This window comes from Caballeronia sp. AZ7_KS35, from assembly GCF_023631045.1.
In the GTDB taxonomy this organism is placed as follows: domain Bacteria; phylum Pseudomonadota; class Gammaproteobacteria; order Burkholderiales; family Burkholderiaceae; genus Caballeronia; species Caballeronia zhejiangensis.
The window spans coordinates 112797-136095 of sequence record NZ_JALQDV010000063.1; the positions used below are offsets into that span (position 1 = coordinate 112797).

The window sequence follows — 23299 nt, forward strand, 5'->3', positions numbered from 1 at the left end:
GCTATGTACACACTTGGAATCAACGCGGTTTATCACGACAGCGCCGCGGCGCTGGTCAAGGACGGCGTCGTCATCGCGGCGGCCGAGGACGAGCGCTTCACGCACGTCAAGCATGCGAAACGGCCGGTGCCGTTTTCCACATGGCAGCTTCCGTTCGATGCAATCGACTATTGCCTGAAGGAAGCGGGCATCGAACTCGCGGATGTGGACCACATCGCGTATTCGTACGATCCGCATCTGTTTTCCGGCATGCCGAAGGACGCAAACGCGAACATATCCCTGCCGATGATGCCCTCGGCGCAAGCGATGACGAACCCGTCCGAATCGCCCTGGGATCCGCTGTTCCTGAGCTATATCGTCAATGCGAAGGGTCAGTTGATCGACGGCGCCCCGCATCATTTGAAGCGGCGTTTCCTAAGCGGCGGACGCGCCCCGCGCTTCGCGTGGCATAACGTCGATCATCATCTCTGTCACGAAGCGAGCGCGTTTCTCGCCGCACCTTTCGACGACACCGCCGTACTCACGATGGACGGTCGCGGCGAAGGCGTCACGACGAGTCTCGGGCAATTCGTGAATGGCGAATACACGCGCATCAAGCAAGTGGAACTGCCGCACTCGCTCGGCCTGCTCTATGAAACGGTGACGGGCTATCTCGGCTTCCTGCACTCGTCCGACGAGTACAAGGTGATGGCGCTCGCGTCGTTCGGCAAGCCCGCGTATGTCGATCAGTTTCACGAGATCGTGAAGTATCGCCGCGACGGCAGCTATACCGTCGATGCGCCGCGTCTCGTCGAGCGCTTCGGTCCCGCGCGCGAACGCGGCGGCCCGCTCACGCAGCATCATTTCGATATCGCGCATTCATTGCAGGTCGTTCTGGAAGAGACCGCGCTCGAACTCGCGAAGTGGCTGCACGAACGTACGGGTCTGAAGAATCTCGCGATGGCGGGCGGCGTCGCGCTCAACTGCGTGATGAACGCGCGCCTGCGCGATCGCGGACCGTTCGATGAAATCTGGGTTCAGCCCGCCGCCGGCGATGCGGGCACGGCGCTCGGCGCTGCCTTGTGGACCGACTATCAGCAACGCGCGAAGACCGGCGATCGCGGTCGAAAATGGCGCATGGATCACGCATATCTCGGACCGTCGTTCGATGACGACGAGATCGAAACCTTCCTCAAGTGGACGCGCGCGCCGTATCGCAAGCTCACGAATATCGCCGAAGAAACCGCGGGCATTCTCGCGCAGAACCGCGTCATCGGCTGGTATCAGGGACGCACCGAGTTCGGCCCGCGTGCGCTCGGCGCGCGTTCGATTCTGGCATCGCCCATCGATGCGTCCATGCAGGCGCGCCTCAACGAGATCAAGGATCGCGAGGACTTTCGTCCGGTTGCGCCCGTCGTGATGGAAGAGCACGCAGCCGACTGGTTCGTCGATGCACGCGTCGCGCCGTTCATGCTCTTCGTGTTCGACGTGCGCGACGACATGAAGACGCGCATTCCCGCGGTCACGCATATCGACGGCACCGCGCGCGTGCAGACCGTCAATCGCGCGCAGCATCCGCTTTACTACGATCTGCTCGCGGCGTTCAAGGCGCGCACGGGCGTGCCGGTTCTCGTCAATACATCGTTCAATACGCGCGGCGAGCCGATGGTGAATACGCCGCGCGACGCACTCGAATCGTTCTGGACGTCGCCGCTCGATGCGCTCGTGATCGGCTCGTTCCTTGTCGAAAAGCCGGGCGCGCACGCATGAGCACCTACGCCGAACTCTTCGATCACGGCGCGATGAGCGTGGCCGATGCACCCGCGATACCGCGCGGCGATTTCATCCCGGACGTGACCGTGGTCGTGCCGACGTATCGCCGCCCCGCGATGCTCGAACGCTGCGTGCTGGCGCTCGCGGCGCAGACCTACGATCCGGCGCGCTACGAGATCATCGTATGCGACGACGGCCCCGACGAAGCGACGAAGGCATGCGTGCAGCGCCTGTCGCAATCGCGTGCGCGGCGCGGCCCGTTGATCCGCTACGTTCCCGTCACCGCGACGCAGGGTCCGGCGGGCGCGCGCAACGCGGGCTGGCGCGCATCCCTTGCGCGGCGCATCGCCTTCACCGACGACGACACCATTCCCGATCCGAACTGGATCGCCAATGGCATGCGTGCGCTCGATGCGGGCGCGGATGCCGTGTCGGGCCGCATCGTCGTGCCGCTGGGACCACGCCCGACCGATTACGAACGCGACGCCGCCGGACTCGCCAGCGCCGAATTCGCGACGGCGAACACCTTCGTCACGCGCGCCGCACTCGAACGTACGGGCGGCTTCGATGCGCGCTTTACGGCGGCGTGGCGCGAGGACTCGGATCTGCAATTCGCGCTGATTAAGGCGGGACTCGTCATCGCGCGTGCGGAAGACGCAACCGTGCTGCATCCGGTGCGCCCTGCGCGCTGGGGCGTGAGCATATCGCAGCAGAAGAAGAGCCAGTTCGATGCACTGCTCTACAAAAAGTATCCCGCGATGTTTCGCACGCGCATCCGCCGCAATCCGCCGCTTTTGTACTACGCGATGCTCGCGGCGCTCGTCGTTGCGATCGGATCGTTCGCAGCACACGCGCCGCGCACCGGGTCGCTCGCATTGCTTGCCTGGGCCGCGATGACCATATGGTTCAGCATGCAACGATTGAAGACGACTGCGCGCACGCCGTCGCACGTCGCGGAAATGCTGTGGACGTCGGCGATCATTCCGTATCTGTCGATCTACTGGCGCATACGCGGCGCGTTCAAGTTCAGGGTCTTCTTTCTATGAACGTCGAGCGCATCGTCATCTTTCGCGCATTGCAGCTCGGGGACATGTTGTGCGCCGTGCCTGCGTTGCGTGCATTGCGCCGCGCCTATCCGCAAGCACATATCGCGCTTATCGGTCTGCCTTGGGCGGCGAGTTTCGTCGAACGATACGCGCATCTCGTCGATGAACTCATCGTGTTTCCCGGCGCTATCGGTTTTCCCGAGCAGCAGGAAACAGATGCACATCTGCCTCGTTTTCATCAAGCGATGCGCGCACGTCGCTTCGATCTCGCGATTCAACTGCATGGAAGCGGCGGCGTGGCGAACGATATCGTCGAAGGCATCGGCGCGCGTCTGAACGCGGGCTTTCTGAAGCCGGACGAAGCCATGCGTAAAGGCGTCTTCATGCCATGGCCCGACGATCTGCCCGAATCCGCGCGATACACCGCGCTCATGCAGCGACTCGGCATCGACGCAGGCGATCTCGATCTCGAGATTCCGCTGACCGATGCCGACAATCGCGAATGCGATGCGCTGATCGAAGCGTGCGCGCTCGATAGCGAGCGGCTCGTGCTCGTGCATCCGGGCGCGCAGCTGCCTTCCCGTCGATGGCCCGTCGAGCGCTTCGCCGACGTGGCGCGCGCGTTGTCGCGGCGCGGCTGGCAAGTCGCCATCACAGGCAGCGCGGGTGAAGCCTCGTTGACGGCGTGCGTTGCGCAAGGTGCCGGCATCGATCTCGCCGGCCGCACGTCGCTCGGCTCGCTCGCGGCGCTCGTCGCGAAGGCGCGGCTCATCGTATGCAACGACACAGGGCTTTCGCATGTCGCCGCAGCGATGCGCACGCCGAGTGTCGTCGTCGCGTCGGGCAGCGATACACGTCGCTGGGCGCCGCTCGATCACGCGCGTCATCGCGTGCTCGCGGACTGGCCCTCGTGCCGTCCGTGCGCGTTTCGCGAGTGCCCTTACGGTCATGAATGCGCGATGAACATAAGCGTGCAATCCGTGATCGACACGGCTTTCGCCCAGCTTGAATCGACCGTCCGAGAGGAGACGCTTCTTCATGCCCACGACTAGTTCCCGGCGTCTGCGCGTGCTTACCTGGCATATTCACGGCAATTATCTTTACTATCTGAGCCAGGCGCCGCACGACTTCTATCTCGTCACGCGCCCCGGTTATCCGCCGGGCTATGCGGGCACGGCGGGTGCGTTACCCTTCGGCCCGAACGTGCATGAAATTCCGGCGAGCGAAGTGCAGTCGCAATCCTTCGATGTCGTGCTCTTTCAGCACAAGCGTCAATGGGACGACGACCGCATCAATCTGCTGAGCGACGCGCAACGCCGGCTGCCGCGCGTCTACATCGAGCACGATCCGCCGCAGGAAAACCCCTTCGAACAGAAGCACTGGGTGCAGGAACGCGACACGCTGCTCGTGCACGTCACGCACTTCAACAAGCTGATGTGGGACAGCGGCGAAACGCCGACGCGCGTCATCGAACACGGCGTGATCGTGCCCGAAGGCGTGCGCTATAGCGGCGAACTCGAACGCGGCATCGCGGTGATCAATCATCTGCGCCAGCGCGGCAGGCGGCTCGGCAACGATGTCTATGCACAAGCGGCCGCGCGCGTGCCGCTCGATCTCGTCGGCATGGATGCGCAGTCGGCGGGCGGCATCGGCGAGATCGGCAATCTGGAGCTTGCGGCGTTCAGCGCGCGCTATCGCTTCTTCTTCAATCCGATTCGCTGGACGAGCCTCGGGCTCGCCATCGTCGAAGCGATGACGATCGGCATGCCGATCATCGGTCTCGCGACGACCGAACTCGCCACCGTGATCCGCAACGGCGAAAGCGGCTACGTACATACCGACACGCAGGCGCTCATCGACGCGATGCAGCACCTGCTGCGCGATCCCGCCGAAGCGCGGCGTCTCGGCGAAGGCGCGCGGCGCACCGCGCTCGAACGATTCAATATCGCGCGCTTCGCCCGCGACTGGGACGAAACGCTGCGCTTCGTATGCAGTTAGCACACACATCGAAAGGATGAAGGCGACATGAGAGAAGTCTATAGAAAGCGGATTCTGGTGACGGGCGGCGCGGGCTTTCTCGGCTCGCATCTGTGCGAGCGGCTGCTCGCGCTCGGGCACGATGTGCTGTGTGTCGATAACTTCTACACCGGCACGAAGGACAACATCGCGCATCTGCTCGACAGCCCGAATTTCGAACTGATGCGGCACGATGTGACATTTCCGCTTTACGTCGAAGTGGACGAGATTTACAACCTCGCCTGCCCCGCTTCGCCGATTCATTACCAGCACGATCCGGTGCAGACGACGAAGACCAGCGTGCACGGCGCGATCAACATGCTCGGGCTTGCGAAGCGCGTGCATGCGCGCATCTTTCAGGCATCGACGAGCGAAGTGTATGGCGACGCGCATGTGCATCCGCAACAGGAAGCGTACTGGGGCAACGTGAATCCGATCGGTCCGCGCTCGTGTTACGACGAAGGCAAGCGCTGCGCCGAAACGCTCTTCATGGATTATCGGCGGCAGCACGGACTGTCGATCAAGATCGCGCGCATCTTCAACACGTACGGGCCGCGCATGCATCCGTCGGACGGACGCGTGATCTCCAACTTCATGATGCAGGCGCTCTCGGGCGAGCCGATCACCGTGTACGGCGAAGGCTCGCAGACGCGCTCCTTCTGCTATGTCGACGATATGGTCGACGCATTCATCCGCCTGATGGACACGCCCGATGAACTCACCGGACCCGTCAATCTCGGCAATCCGCACGAGCTTTCGATGCTCGAGATCGCGCGGCGCATCATCGAGTTGACGGGATCGTCATCGGAGATCGTGTTCAAGCCTTTGCCGATGGACGATCCGTGGCATCGTCAGCCGGATATCGCGCTCGCACGCGATGCCCTCGGCTGGACACCGACGACGCCGCTCGACGAAGGCCTGCGTCGCACGGCGCAGCATTTCCGTGGCGTCATCGAGGCGATGCAGGGACGTCACGCGCTCACTATCGCCACGTCAGGTTGATGCTTCCGTTCAACGGCGCAGCATTGCATCGTCACATTCGAACGCGCGCTCGCGCCGCCCTCATCGAAGCGATGTGCGCGCCGTCACGTCGCCGATCGTCGCGATCAGCTTCGGCGCGGCGACCGGCTTCGTCAGATGCGCCTGAAAGCCCGCGGCCTGTGCGCGCGAACGTGCATCCGCCTGCGTGTGTCCCGTCAGCGCGATCGCGGGCATGCGTTCGGACAGCGACGCGCCGCGGCGCGACTCTTCCTCGCGAATGAGTCGCAGCACGTCGTAGCCGTTCTGTTCGCCACCTAGCACGATGTCACACAGAAGCGCGTCCGGCCACTGCGCGCCGGGCAGTTCGCGCAGACGCGCAAGCGCTTCATCGCCCGATGCGCAAGACATGACGCGCGCGCCCACCGATTCGAGCACGGCTTCGAGCGCATCGCGCGCGTCTTCCTGGTCGTCGAGCACCATCACGGTGATGCCGGCCAATGCATCGTCATGCGTGGCTTCGGACGCTTGCGGATCGTCGAGCACGGGACGCAGCGGCATCGTCGCGACATACGCGACATGCTCGTCGATATAGCGCACCGTGAAGCCGCCGCCCATTTCGTTCAATGCGGATTCGAGCCGCCGCATCTGCTGCGAAGACAGATCGGCGGGACTCGCGCGCTGACCGATCACCGTGAGATTCGCGTGATTGTCTTCGCGGAACACGCGCAGTTCGATGCGCTCGCCGCGCGCCGCCGAGCTCATGTGCGAACGGCACAGATCGGCCACGATCTGCTGCAGCACGCTGGCATCGCCCGAGACGCGCAAACCCGGATCGCTGATGACCGTGTAGAGATTCACGCCGCGCGTGACGATCTCGTCGTGCAGCGCATCGACCACGCCTGCGACGAGCGCATCCAGTCCGAGCGCCGTCGCGGACACCTTGCGTTGCGCGTGCTTCAGCTCGCCCTGCTGCCATTGCAGCGACCACATGCGCGCGTACACGCCATCGCGCGCGAGCAGTTCGTCGTGCTGTCCCTGCTCAACGATGCGTCCATGCTCCATCACGAGAATCCAGTCGGCATCGACGACAGTGGACAGCCGGTGCGCGATGACGATCGACGTGCGGCCCTCCGCGAGCCTGTCGAGCTCGTTCTGGATCGCGCGTTCGGAGCGCGTATCGAGCGCGGACGTCGCTTCGTCGAACACGATGATGCGCGGATTCTTGAGTATCGCGCGCGCAATCGCGATGCGCTGACGCTCGCCGCCAGAGAGCCGCACGCCGCGCTCGCCGACGCGCGTCTCGTAGTCGTCCGGCAGACGCTCGATGAAGCCGTCGAGTTGCGCCGCGCGGGCCGCCCGCGCGATGTCCGCGCGCGTCGCGCCGGGACGCCCATAGCCGATGTTGTAGGCGATCGTGTCGTTGAAGAGCACAGTGTCCTGCGGCACGATGCCGATGGTCGCGCGCAGGCTGTTCTGCGTGACCTGCGAGATGTCCTGACCGTCGATGCGTATCGCGCCCCCCGTCGGCTCGTAGAGCCTGAACAGCAGCTTCACGAGCGTCGACTTGCCCGATCCGCTGCCGCCGACGACCGCGAGCTTCTTGCCCGGATGCGCGCGAAAATCGACATCGCGCAGAATCTGCCGCGCCGGATCGTAGCCGAACTCGACATGATCGAACTCGATCTCGCCCGCCGTCACGACGAGCGGCTTCGCGTGCGCTTCATCGACATCCTCGCGCACGCGGCCGCGCGACAGCAGAATGTTGAACATGCGCTCGACGTTGACCATCGCGTCGTTGGTCTCGCGAAACACGAAGCCGAGCGTGTTGAGCGGATTGCACACCTGCACGATATACGCGTTGACGAGCACGAGATCGCCCACGCTCATGGTGCCCGCGACGACGTGTTGCGCCGCGCGCAACATCACCGCCGCAATACCGATCGTGATGATCGTGCTCTGCCCGACATGCAGCAGCGTGAGCGCGCGCTGATTGGCGATGCGCGCATGCACCCACTGCTCCAGCACGCTCGAAAGACGCCGCGTTTCGATGCTTTCGCTCGCGAAGAACTTCACCGTTTCGTAGTTGAGCAGGCTGTCGACGAGACGGCCGTCCGATTGTGCTTCGAGGCCGTTCACCGCGCGCTGGAAGCGCATGCGAAAGCGCGTGAAGATGACCGTCCACACCGAATACAGCACGAACGTCGCGCCGATGATCGCCATGAATTCCAGCGAATACGCGTGCACCATGACCGCGACGATCGTGCCGATCTCGATCATCACCGGCACGATCGTGAAGAGCGATGTGCCGAGCAAAAAGCCGATGCCGTCCGCGCCCTTCTGCACGTCGCGCACGACCGCGCCGGTTTCGCGCCGCGCATGAAAGCGCGCGCCGAGCGCATGAAGATGCGCGAACGTGCGCTCGGTGAACGACGCGACCGTGCGCTGCGTGACGATGCTGAAGACGACGTCGCGCGCTTCGTTGAGCACATCGCCGAGATAGCGCAGCAGCACGTAGGCGAGGACGAGAAAGACCGGAAAGACGACGCTCGATGCGGGATGGCTGAACTCGTCGATGACGCGCTTCAGCATCAGCGGCACGCCGACCACCGCGAGCCGCGCGCCAATCATCAGCGCGACCGCCGCGGCGGTCTGATAGCGCCAGGCCCACACCGCGCGCCACAGATCGGCGCCGATGCGCCTGCGCAGACGCGCGCGCTCCTGATCCTCCGTTACGCGGGCCGTCACTCCTTCCAGTCCTTGCGCTTGCCCGCGCCGGCATTCGATGCGCCCTTCGTCGCGGATTGCGCGTTGTTCTTCTGCACGCGCTCTTCTTCCATGCGGCTAAGCGTGGCCGGGTCCGTGCCCGACTGGCCCGCGGCGCCCGCGCCGCCGGCGACACCCGCGGATTTCCCGGACGCCTGGTTTCCCGATGTGGAATGGCCTGGCGGCGCACCGTTTTGCTGGGCGTTTGCGAGCGTGACGCCCGACAGCGAGACGCACGCGAGCGTGTGGATCATTCCCGATCGTAATTTGCGATTCATGGCGTTCTTCCTGCAACAGGGAGTGGTCAGCACTGGTGTGTCGATCAGCAACCCGTGCGCCCGGGACCGCGATGACGGACCGAATGGGAAGCGTCAAAGGGCCTGAATCCAGCATGAACCCACGTCATCATCGGGACGCCCGAAGGTCTTGTCCGACAGCGAATCGATATCGCCGGAGGCATCTCAGGCTGTTTTGCAATTCGTGAAGCAATGCCATGCACTCTTTACTATTGCAACCGATCTGTCGTAGACGAATCTGACGCCATTCCTGTTCGGAAACTCTACGCTCGAATTGCGTGAGCGTGAGGTCGATCCTCGAGAGAGTCTGCCTATCCATCTTGTCGTAGTGGGATTGAGATCGAAAAGACTCGACCCAGTACGTTTGCAGGCAATTGCCTTCAATGAGCCTTGCGCGCCGCCTCTTCCAGCCGCAAGGACGATTCGAGAACTTCGCTCGAAGACGTGACGAATTCGCGTGCCCATTGCGTGGCGGCGCGCTCGGCGGCGCTCCGCGTTCCATACGCCACGTTGGTCGGAAAGGTCGCTTTGGGCACTTCGTCGTGCTTTCGATAATCTCGCTGGCGCGAGAACTGTGCGATCGCGGTCCAGCCATCATCCGGTACGTGTTCTGGAATGATCTCGACAAAAAAACCGCTCATGGAGTACATGATGTCCTTCGTTTAAAAGCACATCTGCTGATGCAAGGTCCGAACGCCCGGAGAAACGCCCGACCGTTCGAGCGCTGCCTTGCCGCGCCGCTTTCGACGGCCACGCAATGCACGTTTTTCCAGACATGCGATGTAAATCAGGCATTCGGATAGCTTAGCCCTTATCGAGCAAATATCGGACCGCGGCGCCTAAAAAATCACGCGCATTTCATGATGTGGTTATAGGAAAGCATTCGATTAAATGCGCCGCTTTCTTGGCCGCATCCCGGGCAACATCCGGTAAGAGGCGCGTAACCCAATGCGCGTCGTGCCTTCATAGACTGTGCGCTTTCGATAACCCGCTTCGAACGCACATGCGCCCGGCTCTCACCATCGATTCGCTCGCGAGCTTCCGGCTTAGCGAAGACGGCGGCTATCTCGTCGTCGACGCGCGCTCGGGCTCGTCGGTCGCATTGCATTGCTCCGTCATGCACGAGTTGATCGCCGCGCTCGCGCACGCCATCGCGTGCTCGGAAAGAATCCGCAAGAAAAATCGCGCGGCCAAATTCACGATGCATTGCGCAGGCTGGGAAGTCGCGCTCGATGCGGATGGCACCGGCGCGCTGATTCTCTCCTTCGTCCTTCAGGGCGGCGCGCAGCTCTCCTTTCGCATACGCCGCGAAAGCGCGCTGCAGATCCATGAAGTCATCGGCGCGGCGACCGGCCAGTCCCTGCCCGCCATCGGCGATGCACCGATCCAGTAAGCCCGCGCCGCTCTCTCCACTTTTCCCGGTTCCCGCATGAAGCATCACATCTATCGCTCGCTCGCAGTCGCGGCGGGCGCCCTCGTCAGCGCGCACGCGCATGCCGGCAGCAGCTTCATCGTGCGCGACATTCGCGTGGAAGGCGTGAGCCGCGTCGATCCGTCGACGGTCTTCGCCAATCTCAAGATACGGCGCGGCGACACCTTCACCGAGACGGGAGCCACCGATGCGATCCGCGCGCTCTACGACACCGGCCTCTTCACCGACGTGAGCGTGTCGACCGAAGGCGACGTGCTCGTCGTGCGCGTCGTCGAAGCGGCGGCCATCGCCGGCGTTCAGTTCGCGGGCGTGCATGAATTCGACAAGGACAATTTGTCGAAGGCGTTGAAATCGGTCGGACTCGCGCCGGGGCAGACCTACAACAAGGCGCTCGCGAACCGCGCGGAACAGGAACTCAAGCGCCAATATCTGATGCGCGGCTTTTACGCCGCCGAAGTCACGACCACGGTGACGCCGCTCGATCGCGGCCGCGTGCAACTGCTTTTCTCGGTCGCCGAAGGACCGAGCGCGAAGATCAGGCAGATCAATTTCCTCGGCAACACCGCATTCGATGAAAAGACGCTGCACGACGAGATGCAGCTCTCCACGCCCAACTGGTTTTCCTGGTACACGAAGAACGATCTTTATCAGAAGGAAAAGCTCACCGGCGATCTGCAAAACCTGCGCTCGTTCTATCTCGATCGCGGCTACCTCGAATTCAGCGTGGAATCGACGCAGGTTTCGATCTCGCCCGACAAGAAGGACATGTATCTGACGATCATGCTGCACGAAGGCAAGCCTTACACCATCACGAGCGTGAAGCTCGCGGGCAATCTGCTCGGGCGCGATGCGGAATTGGCGCGGCTCGTGAGCATCGAGCCGGGCGAGCTGTTCTCGGCTAACAAGCTGCAGCAAGTGACGCAGACGCTCGTCGACAGGCTCGGCGGATACGGCTACGCCTTCGCGAGCGTGAACGCGCAGCCGGACATCGATCAGGCGCATCACACGGTCGCGCTCACGTTGCAGGTCGATCCGGGCAAGCGCGTGTATGTGCGCCGCGTCGAAGTGATCGGCAATACGCGCACGCGCGATGAAGTCGTGCGCCGTGAAATGCGCCAGTTCGAAAGCGCATGGTTCGACAGTCAGGCGCTCAAGCTCTCGAAAGACCGCATCAGCCGTCTCGGCTATTTCACCGATGTCGATGTGACGACCGTGCCCATCGAAGGCGATCCGGATCAGGTCGACGTGCAGATGAAAGTGACAGAGAAACCGACAGGGGCGATCACGCTCGGCGCAGGCTTTTCATCGACGGACAAGGTCGTGCTGTCCGCCGGCGTCACGCAGGACAACGTGTTCGGCTCGGGCACGAGTCTCGGCGTGAACGTCAATACGGCGAAGACGTATCGCACGCTGAGCATCACGCAGACGGACCCGTACTTCACCGTCGACGGCATTCAGCGCATCACCGATGCGTATTACCGGACGACGTATCCGCTCTACTATTCGAGCGATTCGAGCTTTCGTATCGTGAGCATGGGCGTCGACACGAAGTTCGGCATTCCGTTCTCCGAATCGGACATGGTGTACTTCGGCGCGGGCGTCGAGCAGGATCGCTTCAATACCGATTCGGATACGCCGCAATCGTATCTGGACTACGTGAGCGAGTTCGGCCGTGTGGTGAACAACGTGCCGCTCACGGCGAGCTGGAAGCGCGACCATCGCGACAGCGCGCTGGTGCCGAGCCGCGGCTATTATTTGCAGGCCAACGCGGAAGTGGGCACGCCGCTCGGCAACACCGAGTACTACAAGACCGATTTCACCGCGCAGTATTACCACTCGTTCTCGCGCGGCTTCGTGTTCGGCGTTAACCTTCAGGCGGGCTATGGCTCGGGTCTGGGCGGCAAGTCGTATCCGATCTTCAAGAATTACTACGCGGGCGGCATCGGTTCCGTGCGCGGCTACGAGTCGAGCTCGCTCGGTCCGCGCGACAAGACGACGAACGATCCGATCGGCGGCTCGAAGATGGTCGTCGCCAATATCGAGATGACGTTCCCGTTGCCGGGCACCGGCTACGACCGCACCTTGCGCGTGTTCACCTTCGTCGATGGCGGCAACGTCTGGGGCGACGAAGGCAACAGCACCGGATCGAACGGCCTGCGTTACAGCTACGGCATGGGCCTCGAATGGATTTCGCCGATCGGCCCGCTCAAGCTGAGCCTCGGTTTCCCGATCGTGCATCACAGCGGAGACACGTATCAGAAGTTCCAGTTTCAGATCGGCACCGCGTTTTAAGGCTCTTTACGTGAATCTCCGGCGAAGAGCCCGGCCCGTCCCGGTTCGGCGATCTAAGCATGAGCGGGCATGACCGCGCCGAGCTTCGCGCCATTCGGACTGAAGGCGTAGCCGCGCCCGCGTATCGTCTGAATGAGGCGCGGCTCTGCGGGATCGTCCTCGACGATCTGTCGCAAACGGCACACGAGCGCATCGACCGAGCGCTCGGACAGCGCGCAGCCCTGCTCGCTCAACTGACGCGTGAGGCGCAGGCGCGACATCACCGTCATCGGATTGCGCGCGAACAATGCGAGCAGTTCGATGAGCCTGTCGTGTACGTCGATGGCCACGCGCTTGCGCTTCAGCGTGCGCTTCGCCGGATCGAGCACGAAGTCGCCGAGGCGCAGCTTGCCGTCGCCGGGCGTGACCGGCAATGCACGCCCCGCGCGATGACGCAACAGATTGCGCATCCGTGAAAGAATCTCGCGCTCGTTGCAGGGCAGTTGCACAAAGTCGTCGGCGCCGAGATCGAGACAGGTGATGGCGTCCGTCCAGCCGTGCGGCGCGCCGATGACGAGCACCGCGATATCCGGATGCAGCGTGCGCAGATCGCAGAGCACGGCTGCCGTGGGCGTGTCGGTCAGTTCGTTGCTGAGCAGGATCAGCGAAGGCTTCGTGTGCTCGATCTCGACGGCGAGCGTCTCTGCATTCGAGATCGTTCGCATCGCCGGGTAATAGCTCGAAAGAAATGCGCGCAGTTTTTGCCGAAAGCCGTCATCCGGCTCGACGATGACGATGCGATGCGGCTCGTGCGTACCGGACATCATCGTTACGCCCTCCGCAGCTTCGGACGGCCGAGCGCGGCCGCATCGAGCGCGACGTGACGTTCGCCGTTGGCGTGCAGGCGCATGCGCTCGCGGATTTCCGGTTCCGTCGCGCTCACATGCACCGCGATGAACGAGCGTTCGCCGCGAAAGTTGATCCATTCGACGACACGGCAGGACGCGCCCCACGGCTGCACGATCGGCGCCGAAAGGCGGCAGCCGCGCAGTTTCGTCGCGGGTTCGTCGGCGATCTGCGCTACATCGGCGGAACTTCGTCCGGGCCAGGACGGGCGCTTCATATCGGCCTCCTTTCGTTCGGTGCGTGGCATGGCGTAACTCCGTGGTTTTCCCTTGAGATTGCCAGCGACGTTAGCGATCAATGCCGCATCCAGCATGGAGAAAAAGTGGAGAAGTCGTGGAGATTCGCGAGGAAACTGCGTGACGAAGGCCGCATCAACTAGAATCGGCCGTCATTCAATCCGCCTGCCACGCGAAGGGTTCCTCATTGAAGTTTCGTTTTGGCATCGCCTCGAAGATCTTTCTGCTCGTGCTGGTCGCGTGTCTCGTCATCACGTTGACGATGGGCTACGCCGTGCGCGTCAGCTTCGAGAACGGCTTTCTGCATTACGTGCGCGAACGCGATGCGGGGCGCGAACGCGCCGTGATGGCGAAGGTCGCGAGCGAGTACGCCGCGCACGGCAACTGGGCGTTCCTGCGCGGCAACGACGACGCATGGCTCGCGCTGCTCGACGACGCACAGGAGCAGTTCGTGCGGCGCGAGATCGAAGACATGCGCGCGACCGTGCCGAGCGCGTGGCGCAGCTTTCCGGGCAGCGGGAGCGTGGCGCGCATCCTCGGGCCGCTCGGCGAGCCGTGGCACGGTCCGCACTGGGGCATGCGTCCTTCGAACGCGTTGCCGAACCCGTCGCCTTTCGCGCCGCCCGAATCCGCACGTCTGCGCGATTCGCTGAATACAGCGCCCGAAATCGAATCGGCGGATCGCGTGCGCGGGCATAGACGGGAACGTCCGCCTGCCGCGCTGTTCGATGCGGATCGCGCGCTCGTCGCATCCACCAACGAGCCGCCGCCGCCGGATGCGCCCGCGTCGCCCGTGCGCGTGCATGGCAAGATCGTCGGCTGGCTCGCAACCGCCGGGCCGACGCCGCTCACCGACGCCGCCGACATCGCGTTTCAGGCGCAGCAGATGCGCGCGACCTGGCAGATCGGCGGCGTCGCCGTGATACTCGCCGCCGTCGTCGCGATGGTGCTCGCGCGCCTCGTGCTCGTGCCGGTGCGCCGCGTGATGGCCGCGACGCATCGGCTCGCGAGCGGTGACTATTCGATTCGCGTGCCCGCGAAGAATCGCGACGAGCTCGACAAGCTCGCATCGGACTTCAACTCGCTCGCCGATTCGCTGGAGCGCGCGGAACGTTGCCGGCGCGAGTTCATCGCGGACGTGTCGCACGAATTGCGCACGCCGCTCGCCGTGCTGCGCAGCGAACTCGAAGCGATCGAAGACGGCGTGCATGTATTCGATGCCGCATCGCTCGCCTCGCTGCAGACGGAAGTCGCGGCGCTGAACAAGCTCATCGAAGACCTGTACGACCTGTCGCTGAGCGATGTCGGCATGCTGCGCTATCGCAAGGCGCCCGCGCAGGTGAACGCGCTCACGCGCGCGTCCGTCGATGCGATGCGTCAGTCGTTCCGCGCGAAGCGGCTCGCCATCGATGTCGAATGCAGCGATGCGCTCGCCTCCGCCGATGTCGATGTCGACGCCGCGCGTTTCGTGCAATTGCTGAAGAACCTGCTGCAGAATTCCCTGCGCTACACGGATCCGAACGGGCGCGTGCGCGTCGCGCTCGCGGGCGCACCCGACGACTGGACGCTCAACGTGCAGGACTCGTCGCCGGGCGTGCCGACGTCCGCGCTGCCGCATCTCTTCGACCGTTTCTATCGCGTCGACGAATCGCGCAGCCGGCAAAGCGGCGGCGCGGGACTCGGGCTCTCGCTATGCAAGGCGATCGTCACGGCGCATGGCGGCAGCATCCGCGCGGACGATTCGGCGCACGGCGGCGTGTCCATCACCGCGCGCTTTCCTTCCCACCGCGAGTAAGCGATGCCCGTAACTTCTCCCGCCCATGTCCTGATCGTCGAGGACGAGCCGAAGCTGGCCGCCGTGCTCGCCGACTATCTGCGCGTCGCGGGTTACATCGTGACGACGCTCGCCGATGGCGCGCAGGTCATCCCGTTCGTGCGTCAAACGCCGCCTTCGCTGATGCTGCTCGACCTGATGTTGCCGGGCCGCGGCGGACTCGATATCTGCCGCGAATTGCGGACGTTTTCGGAGCTGCCGGTCATCATCCTGACGGCGCGCATCGACGAGATCGATCGTCTGCTCGGACTCGAAACCGGCGCGGACGACTACGTGTGCAAGCCGTTCAGCCCGCGTGAAGTGGTCGCGCGCGTGAAGGCGATCTTGCGTCGCGCGGGCGGCGCGAACGCAACCGCGATCGGTACGGCGGCCAGTGCGCTGCAAATCGATCCGCAGTTTCATCGCGTGACGCTCGACGGCCACGAACTGCGCCTCACGCCGATCGAATTCCGATTGCTGCATCTGCTGCATGTGTCGATGGGCCGAATACTGCCGCGCTCGTTTCTGCTCGATAACGTCTACGCGGATCATCGCGTGGTGACGGATCGCACGATCGACAGCCACATCAAGAATCTGCGCCGCAAGCTGCAGGACGTCCGGCCCGAGGGCGAGATCATCGTCTCGGTCTACGGCGTCGGATACAAGCTCGAAATCTGAGCGAACGTTCAGTTCGATGCGGGCATCGTCACGCGCGCGATCAGGCCCGAAGGCTCGCGATTGATGAGCGCGAGCGTGCCGCCGTGCGAACGCACGATGTCATCGACGATCGACAGCCCGAGGCCCACGCTGCCGGGCCGCTGCGCGCGCGCCGGGTCCAGGCGCACGAACGGCTCGATCACGTCCTGAAGGCGATCGGCGGGAATGCCCGGCCCGTCGTCGGTCACGTCGATCACCACGTTGCCTGCATCGAGCGCCGCCGTCACGACGATCTCCGTGCCGAAGTGAATGGCGTTGTCGATGAGATTCGTGAGAACGCGCTGGATCGCATCCGGCTTGCAGAAGAACGGAATCTGATCCGGCCCGTCGTAGCGGATCGCCGCGCCCGACTCCGCGTATTCGTCGCATAGCGTGCCGAGCAGCGCGCCGAGATCGAGCCACTCTTTTTTCTCCGCGCCCGCATCGCTCGTGAGGAATGCGAGGGCAGAACTCACCATTGTCTGCATCAGATCGATGTCGCGCAGCAGCTTGGCGCGCTCGATCTCTTTCTTCTCGGCGTCGAGCTGCAGGCGCATGCGCGTGAGCGGCGTGCGCAGATCGTGGCTGATCGCGGCGAGCATGCGCGTGCGGCTTTGCATCGAGCGCGCGATGCGTTCCTGCATACGGTTGAACGCATGCGCGGCGCGGCGGATTTCGAGCGGTCCTTCTTCATCGATCGGCGCAACGGTGATGTCGCGGCCGAACGCATCGGCTTTCTCGGACAATCGCCGCAACGGGCGAATCACGCGCGACACCGCCCACGCCGACAATCCCGCGACGCCCACGCACAGAAACGCGAGCGCGCCGAAGAACGGAATCGTGAAGCGATCGGGCTCGCGTTCGTTGCGGTCGGTGCGAATCTCCAGCGTGCGCTGGCCGAGGGGAATCAGCACTTGAAGATTCTGCGTCGGCTGACGCGCATCGCACGTTCGCACCGTCAGCGCCGCGCCCGCGTGCAGTTCCGCTCTGAGCGCGGCTTCGAGATCGTGCGTGTCGAGCGTCGAGCCTTTGCAGATGACGGCATCGTCGACGAGCTTCGCCGTCATGCGCGCGCGATCGGCGGCGGCCAGCACGCGCACGCGGTCCGCGTCGGGCGTCGCGCTCAGCATGTCCACCAGCGCGACGATGCGATACGACGTCTGCCACGGCCACGGCGGGCTCGGCGGCGCGCCGGGATAGAACAGCAACACGATGAAAAGCAACAGCGTCGCCGCCGACGAGCCCGCGACGATCGCGAGAATCTGCCCGAGCGTGGTCGCGAAAACGCGCGGCATCAGGCGGCGCATCACTGGGCGGTCACTTCGGGCTGGAACGCGTAACCGTCGGCGCGCACGGTTCGGATCGGATCATCGAGCGGATCGTCGCCCGCGAGCTTGCGGCGCAGCCGGCTCACGAGCAGATCGACGGAGCGCGTCGCGATCGGGAAGTTTTTGCCGCGCGTGAGACGGATGAGTTCTTCGCGCGATAGCACTTGCCGCGGATGCTGGCACAGTACGAGCAGCAAGTCGGTTTCGGCGCCCGTCAACGGCACGCGCAAGCCGGCGGGCGAGCGTAGAAAGCGTCGGTACGGATAGAACGTGAAGCCGGAGAACGTCATCACGATTTCGCTTGCCGGCGCGCGCGCGGCGGCCTCGTTCGTCTGGCCGCGGCGCAACACGACGCGGATGCGCGCGAGCAGCTCGCGCAGATCGAAGGGCTTCGACACGTAATCGTCCGCGCCGAGTTCGAGGCCGACGACCTTGTCGGTCGGTTCGGACAGCGCGGTCAGCATGATGATGGGCGGCCCGCCCGATGCACGCACGCGACGGCAGAAGCTCAGGCCGTCTTCGCCGGGCAGCATCACGTCGAGCAGCACGAGGTCGAAGCCGCCGCGCGCGAGCAGTTCGTGTCCGGCTTCCGCGCTTCCGGCGACCTGCACGCGAAAGCCTTTGCCGCGCAGATAATCCGCGAGCGATTCGCTGATTTCCGGGTCGTCTTCCACGAGCAGCAGTTGAGATTCGTTCACTTCGTTGCACCGGTTCGAGAGCGGGCGGCGTCGCGCCTCAAGACGAGATTGTCCATCAATCCGGACCTGAACTTCATGTCAATCCGGACACACTCGGCCATCTTACTCAGTACGCGGATGTCGCGCGCAGACCACAACGGCCTTCCGATTCGCACAAGGCATTACCGCAGGTAATCGCGATTCGCGCCGCATTGCGGCATCGCGCGCACGCGAACGCATTGATGCTCAAGGGATTCCTCTTTCGCTGTGCTCCGCAGGCGCACGCGTTACACAACATTCGGTAACTCGCGTCCAACGAAAGCACGTCATGTGCCGTGATTTAATCCGCCGTCCGATGCGTCGACCGATCGATCGGAAAGAACCTCAAGCTCTCTTGGAGATACCACAGTGAAGAAATCCCTATTCACGCTGAGCGCGCTGGCCGCGCTCGGCACCGTCGCCGGCACGGCGCACGCGCAAAGCAGCGTGACGCTCTACGGCCTCATCGACGCGGGCCTCACCTACACGAACAATCAGGGCGGCGCGCATAACGTTCAGGCGACGAGCGGCGCCGTCAACGGCAGCCGCTGGGGCCTGCGCGGAACGGAAGATCTCGGCGGCGGCCTGAAGGCGATCTTCACCCTCGAAAGCGGCTTCAGCATCATGAACGGCAAGCTCGGCCAAGGCGGACGCGAGTTCGGCCGTCAGGCGTTCGTCGGACTGTCGAGCGATCGCGCGGGCGCACTCACGCTCGGCCGTCAGTACGATTCCGTCGTCGATTATCTCGGCCCGCTCGCACTCACGGGCACGCAATACGGCGGCACGCAGGCCGCGCATCCGTTCGACAACGACAACCTCGACAACTCGTTCCGCGTCAGCAACTCCGTGAAGTACCAGAGCCTGAACTACGGCGGCTTCAAGTTCGGCGGCCTGTATGGCTTCTCGAACGATGCGGGCGGCTTCGCGACGAATCGCGCGTATAGCGTGGGCGCATCGTACAACTACGGTCCGTTGAACGTAGCGGCGAGCTACATGCAGCTGAACAACGCGGGCGCGACGCTGAATTCGAGCGGCGCAGTCAGCGATGACGCCACGTTCAGCGCAAGCCGTCAGCGCACGTTCGGCGCGGGCCTGAGCTATACGTTCGGCGCGGCGCAAGCGGGCTTCGTCTTCACGCAGACGCGACTCGACGGCGCGACGGGCATCGGCGCATCGGCATCGGGCACGACCAACGGCATCACGCTCGATGGCGGCAGCGCGCGCTTCACCAACTACGAAGTGAACGGCCGCTACAACCTGACGCCCGCGTGGTCGGTGTCGGGCGCGTACACCTTCACCGACGGCCATCTCGAAGGCGTCGATCCGAAGTGGAATCAGTTCAGCCTGCAAACGGCGTACGCGCTGTCCAAGCGCACCGACGTGTATCTGCAAGGCGTGTATCAGCACGTGAGCGATACGGGCGATTCGGGCATCACGGCGGCGATCAACGGACTGTCGGCATCGTCGACGAACAGCCAGGTCTCGGCGACCGTGGGCTTGCGTCACCGCTTCTGATCGAAGCGTGAGCGAACGGCGGACGCGTATGTCCGCCGTTTTTGCGTCGCATGGGTTGCGGCGTTACTGATCGTCCCAGCGCGCGACGGTCTGTTCCTGAACGCCGAGCCCTTCGACGGATAGCTTCATCACGTCGCCCGGTTTCAGGTATTGCTCGGGCTTCATGCCGAGGCCGACGCCCGGCGGCGTGCCCGTCGTGATGACATCGCCCGCTTCGAGCACGACGAACTGGCTGATGTACGAAACGAGCTTGCTGATCGGAAAGATCATGTCGGACGTCGATGAGTTCTGGATGCGCTCGCCGTTCAGTTCGAGCCACAGCGGCAGATTCTGCACGTCGCCGAGTTCATCGGGCGTGACGAGCCACGGACCGAGCGGACCGAAGGTGGGCGCCATCTTGCCTTTCACCCATTGACCGCCGTGTTCGAGCTGGAACGCGCGCTCGGACACGTCGTTGCAGACGCAATATCCGGCGACATGATCGAGCGCGTTCTCCTCGCTCACGTAATGCGCGCGCTTGCCGATGACGAACGCGATCTCCACTTCCCAATCCGCCTTTGTCGAGTTGCGCGGCAACAGCACGCGATCGTTGGGGCCGCTGATGCACGACGGCGCCTTGTTGAAAAGAATCGGCTCTTCGGGAATCGGCGCGTTGGTTTCGATCGCATGTTGAACGTAGTTCAATCCCACCGCGATGAAGTTGCCCGGCCGCGCAATGCACGCGCCGATGCGCGGGTTGCCTTCGACGACCGGCAACGTCGCGATGTCGAGCCCCTGAAGGCGCTGCATGCCGCCCTTGGCGAAGAACGCGGGATCGAAGTCGTCGGTGATGGCGAAGGCATCGCGGATGCGGCCTTCATCGTCGAGAATGCCGGGCTTTTCCTGGCCGGGATTGCCGTAACGCAGAAGTTTCATGACGTGATTTCCTTTGAGTGGGCGGATTCAGGCGGCGTGAAAGAATTCGAGAATCGCGTCGATCTGACCGCTATGCATGTCGATGCCGGTCACGACCGGACAGCCGCATTCGATCGCCTTCGCGATGAGCGCCGTCGGCTCGCCGGGCGGACGCAACACGACGTCGCCGACGATCTGCTTGTTCTCGAACGCATCGAACGGCGCGGGCATGCCATCGCCTGATTCCATGCCGACAATCGACGCGTTCACGATGATGTCTGCACGCTGCGCATCGGCATCGCCGGAAACGATCTCGCAGCCTTCGCACGACGCCGACAGTCGCGCAGCCAGCGCACTCGCCTTCGCGCGATCGATATCGCAGAGCGTGATGTGCGCGACGCCTGCATCCGCGAGCGATACCGCGATCGCCGCGCCCGCGCCGCCGCATCCGAGCACGAGCGCGCGCTTCGCTTTCACGTCGTGGCCCTTCGCGAGCAGGCCGCGCACGAAGCCTTCGCCGTCGAACATGTCGGCGTGCCAGCGGCCTTCGTCATCGCGACGCAAAGCGTTCACCGCGCCGATGCGCCGTCCGCGCGAATGCACTTCATCGGCGATGGCGAGCGCACGTGTCTTGAACGGCGACGTCACGAGCAGGCCGTCGAGGTTCTTCAGGCGCAGCAGCGCGGGCAGAACCGCATCGATCTCGCTTGCCTCGATGTGCATCGGCACGAGCACCGCATCGATGCCCGCGTCGGCGAACTTGCGCGTATAGACTTCGGGCGAGCGCACCTGCGCGATCGGATCGCCGATGATGCCGTACAAGCGCGTGCGCCCCGTGATCGACGCGGCACTCATGCGCGGCTCCCGTACCACTCGGCGATGCGTTGCGAACGATGCCTACGTTCCCGGGCCACCGTTTCATCCTTGATGCCCATGAGTTGCGGCGCGAAGATGCGCGCGTCCATCTCGTGCACGTCGGTGGCGATGGCTGGACGGAACTCCATCTGCGCGAAGACATCGCGTTCGATATCGATGCCCGGCGCGACTTCGATCAACTCCAGCCCTTTATCGCCGACACGAAACACCGCGCGCTCGGTGATGAACAACGCGGAATTGCCGCGCTCGTGCGCGAGCGGCGCGCTATAGCAGATCTGTTCGAGCGAACGCACGAACTTGCGATGCCTGCCTTCCTGCACGATCCGCGTCTTGCCGTTCTCCCATTGCACGTCGAGCCCGCCCGCGGTGAGCGTGCCGCTGAAGATCACGCGCTTCGCGTTCTGGCTGATGTTGATGAACCCGCCGACGCCGACGATCTTGTCGCCGAAGCGGCTGATGTTCACGTTGCCGTGCGCGTCGACTTCCGCGAACGAGAGGAACGCGAGATCGAGACCGCCACCATCGTAGAAGTCGAATTGCGACGGCTGCTCGATCATCGCGGCGAAGTTCTGCGCGCCGCCCGAATCGCGGCCTGTGATGGGCGCACCGCCGATCAGCCCTTGCTCGTTGGTGAGGATCACCGAGTCGAGCAGGTCTTCTTCCGCGGCGACGGTCGAGAGTCCCGTCGAAATGCCTGCGCCGAGATTGCACACGGCATGCGGATACAGCTCCATCGCCGCGCGCCGCACGATTACCTTGCGCGGGCCGAACGGCAGCGGACGAATCTCCGAAAGCGGCACGCGCAATTCGCCGGCGTAGCTCGGATCGTAATCGGTCGCGTAAGTCTGACGCTGCTCCGGCTCGACGACGACGAAGTCCACGAGAATGCCGGGGATCTTCACTTGCTTGGGCGGCAGCGTGCCGCGCCGCGCCATGCGTTTCACCTGCACGACGACGATGCCGCCCGCGCGCCGTGTCGCCTGCGCCATCGCGAGCATTTCGCCGAGCACGGCTTCCTGTTCCATCGTGACGTTGCCGTCTTCGTCGGCGGTGGTGCCGCGCAGGAACGCGATATCGATCGGGAACGGCTTGAAGCGCAGCCATTCCTCGCCGTCGATATGCATCAGCTCGACGAGCATCTCTTCCGTCGACGGACTCTGACGCGCGCCCTGCTGACGCGGATCGACGAACGTGCCGAGCCCCGTCTTCGTAATGAGGCCGGGACGCCCGCCCGCCATTTCGCGCATCAGTTGAGACAGCACGCCTTGCGGCAGCGTGTATGCCTCGATGCTGTCGTTCGCGGCCATGGTGACGAGACCGGGCGAATCGACGAGCGCACTCGTGATCGCGCGCTTTAGCAGACCTTCGTGCGCGAGATGGCTCGCCCCGAGCGCGGCGCGATCGCCGATGCCGACCACGCTGATCGACGTGATGCCGCGCGGTTGCTCGTCAGCGAGAAAGCGCCGTTCCACAGCCGCCAGCAGCGCTTCGGGCACCGCGTGTCCGCCGCCCGATCCGCTGATCAGGATGGAATCGCCCGAACGCACCAGTGCGGCTGCGTCGTCGCTGGAAATTCGTTCCATGGATTGCCTCGTCTCCGTAAGTCTCTTGCGGCCTTCTTTTCGCCGACAAGCCGAATGTAACCGGTCTCATTTTCGGTTTCAAGCTGCACCGGCAGGTTTCAGGGAATACCACTATCGTCGTTCTTCCATGGCATTCGCGAGTTGGCAGGAGGCGTCTGTAACCGGTAACATGAACGCAC

At 63.8% G+C, this 23299-nt stretch carries 20 protein-coding genes; 10 read left to right on the forward strand and 10 right to left on the reverse strand.

All coding sequences use genetic code 11. The annotated features are described in order from the left end of the window. Positions 1 to 3: 3 nt before the first annotated feature. Genes NCT05_RS33885 through NCT05_RS33905 form a run of 5 tightly spaced genes read left to right on the forward strand, consistent with a single transcriptional unit; the run spans position 4 to position 5816 of the window. Entirely contained in the window at positions 4 to 1749 is a 1746-nt protein-coding gene (locus NCT05_RS33885; RefSeq protein WP_250504374.1) for a carbamoyltransferase family protein, read from the forward strand. Between the two features lie 32 nt (positions 1750 to 1781). Further along, positions 1782 to 2798 carry a glycosyltransferase family 2 protein gene (locus NCT05_RS33890; protein WP_250504413.1) on the forward strand — a complete coding sequence of 339 codons (1017 nt, stop codon included), beginning with the start codon at positions 1782 to 1784 and terminating at the stop codon, positions 2796 to 2798. Beyond that, complete coding sequence (locus NCT05_RS33895; RefSeq protein WP_250504375.1) at positions 2795 to 3850, forward strand: glycosyltransferase family 9 protein; 1056 nt, start codon at positions 2795 to 2797, stop codon at positions 3848 to 3850. The genes NCT05_RS33890 and NCT05_RS33895 overlap by 4 nt, the downstream gene beginning before the upstream one ends. Further along, a complete protein-coding gene (locus NCT05_RS33900; protein ID WP_008345361.1) occupies positions 3837 to 4796 on the forward strand; it encodes a glycosyltransferase family 4 protein in 960 nt (319 codons plus the stop codon). Before NCT05_RS33895 ends, NCT05_RS33900 begins: the two co-directional genes overlap by 14 nt. Before the next feature lie 27 nt (positions 4797 to 4823). Continuing rightward, positions 4824 to 5816, forward strand: a complete 993-nt coding sequence (locus NCT05_RS33905; RefSeq protein ID WP_250504376.1) for a UDP-glucuronic acid decarboxylase family protein — start codon at positions 4824 to 4826, stop codon at positions 5814 to 5816. Between the two features lie 60 nt (positions 5817 to 5876). Here NCT05_RS33905 and NCT05_RS33910 read toward each other — a convergent pair whose 3' ends face one another. The 3 genes from NCT05_RS33910 to NCT05_RS33920 all read right to left on the reverse strand — a co-directional run bounded on the left by NCT05_RS33910 (position 5877) and on the right by NCT05_RS33920 (position 9504). Further along, complete coding sequence (locus NCT05_RS33910) at positions 5877 to 8540, reverse strand: ATP-binding cassette domain-containing protein (RefSeq protein ID WP_250504377.1); 2664 nt, start codon at positions 8538 to 8540, stop codon at positions 5877 to 5879. Then, a complete protein-coding gene (locus NCT05_RS33915) occupies positions 8537 to 8836 on the reverse strand; it encodes a hypothetical protein (RefSeq protein WP_250504378.1) in 300 nt (99 codons plus the stop codon). The genes NCT05_RS33910 and NCT05_RS33915 overlap by 4 nt, the downstream gene beginning before the upstream one ends. Positions 8837 to 9234: 398 nt before the next feature. Beyond that, positions 9235 to 9504 (reverse strand): hypothetical protein, encoded by a 270-nt coding sequence (locus NCT05_RS33920; RefSeq protein WP_008345357.1) that lies wholly within the window; start codon positions 9502 to 9504, stop codon positions 9235 to 9237. 353 nt (positions 9505 to 9857) lie between these two features. On the opposite strand from NCT05_RS33920, the gene NCT05_RS33925 reads away from it, so the two are divergent. Both NCT05_RS33925 and bamA read left to right on the forward strand, forming a co-directional pair. Further along, the gene (locus tag NCT05_RS33925; protein ID WP_008345356.1) at positions 9858 to 10247 is read left to right on the forward strand and encodes a hypothetical protein; all 390 of its coding nucleotides are present in this window, start codon (positions 9858 to 9860) and stop codon (positions 10245 to 10247) included. Between the two features lie 36 nt (positions 10248 to 10283). After that, complete coding sequence (gene bamA, locus NCT05_RS33930) at positions 10284 to 12578, forward strand: outer membrane protein assembly factor BamA (RefSeq protein WP_008345355.1); 2295 nt, start codon at positions 10284 to 10286, stop codon at positions 12576 to 12578. A 53-nt stretch (positions 12579 to 12631) separates the two neighbouring features. Here the strand turns inward: bamA and NCT05_RS33935 are convergent, their stop codons facing one another. Both NCT05_RS33935 and NCT05_RS33940 read right to left on the reverse strand, forming a co-directional pair. Next, a complete protein-coding gene (locus NCT05_RS33935; protein ID WP_250504379.1) occupies positions 12632 to 13384 on the reverse strand; it encodes a winged helix-turn-helix domain-containing protein in 753 nt (250 codons plus the stop codon). Between the two features lie 2 nt (positions 13385 to 13386). Next, on the reverse strand, positions 13387 to 13680 hold the full coding sequence (locus NCT05_RS33940; RefSeq protein ID WP_051078953.1) for a DUF2866 domain-containing protein: 294 nt from the start codon (positions 13678 to 13680) through the stop codon (positions 13387 to 13389). Between the two features lie 206 nt (positions 13681 to 13886). Between NCT05_RS33940 and NCT05_RS33945 the strand changes: the two genes are divergently transcribed. Together NCT05_RS33945 and NCT05_RS33950 are read left to right on the forward strand one after the other, a co-directional pair. Further along, positions 13887 to 15494, forward strand: a complete 1608-nt coding sequence (locus NCT05_RS33945) for an ATP-binding protein (protein WP_008345352.1) — start codon at positions 13887 to 13889, stop codon at positions 15492 to 15494. A gap of 3 nt (positions 15495 to 15497) precedes the next feature. Beyond that, positions 15498 to 16190: a response regulator gene (locus NCT05_RS33950; protein WP_250442134.1), complete on the forward strand. Its 693-nt coding sequence runs from the start codon at positions 15498 to 15500 to the stop codon at positions 16188 to 16190. 8 nt (positions 16191 to 16198) lie between these two features. Here NCT05_RS33950 and NCT05_RS33955 read toward each other — a convergent pair whose 3' ends face one another. Both NCT05_RS33955 and NCT05_RS33960 read right to left on the reverse strand, forming a co-directional pair. Next, positions 16199 to 17503 carry an ATP-binding protein gene (locus NCT05_RS33955; protein WP_250504380.1) on the reverse strand — a complete coding sequence of 435 codons (1305 nt, stop codon included), beginning with the start codon at positions 17501 to 17503 and terminating at the stop codon, positions 16199 to 16201. 11 nt (positions 17504 to 17514) lie between these two features. Beyond that, a complete protein-coding gene (locus NCT05_RS33960) occupies positions 17515 to 18234 on the reverse strand; it encodes a response regulator (protein ID WP_008345349.1) in 720 nt (239 codons plus the stop codon). A 387-nt stretch (positions 18235 to 18621) separates the two neighbouring features. Between NCT05_RS33960 and NCT05_RS33965 the strand changes: the two genes are divergently transcribed. Then, a complete protein-coding gene (locus NCT05_RS33965) occupies positions 18622 to 19767 on the forward strand; it encodes a porin (protein WP_008345348.1) in 1146 nt (381 codons plus the stop codon). 63 nt (positions 19768 to 19830) lie between these two features. On the opposite strand, the gene NCT05_RS33970 is transcribed toward NCT05_RS33965, so the two are convergent. Genes NCT05_RS33970 through NCT05_RS33980 form a run of 3 tightly spaced genes read right to left on the reverse strand, consistent with a single transcriptional unit; the run spans position 19831 to position 23120 of the window. Continuing rightward, positions 19831 to 20682 (reverse strand): fumarylacetoacetate hydrolase family protein, encoded by an 852-nt coding sequence (locus NCT05_RS33970; RefSeq protein ID WP_250504381.1) that lies wholly within the window; start codon positions 20680 to 20682, stop codon positions 19831 to 19833. 27 nt (positions 20683 to 20709) lie between these two features. Beyond that, entirely contained in the window at positions 20710 to 21516 is an 807-nt protein-coding gene (locus NCT05_RS33975) for a shikimate dehydrogenase family protein (protein WP_250504382.1), read from the reverse strand. Continuing rightward, positions 21513 to 23120 (reverse strand): acyl CoA:acetate/3-ketoacid CoA transferase, encoded by a 1608-nt coding sequence (locus NCT05_RS33980; RefSeq protein ID WP_250504383.1) that lies wholly within the window; start codon positions 23118 to 23120, stop codon positions 21513 to 21515. Before NCT05_RS33980 ends, NCT05_RS33975 begins: the two co-directional genes overlap by 4 nt. Positions 23121 to 23299 lie beyond the last annotated feature (179 nt).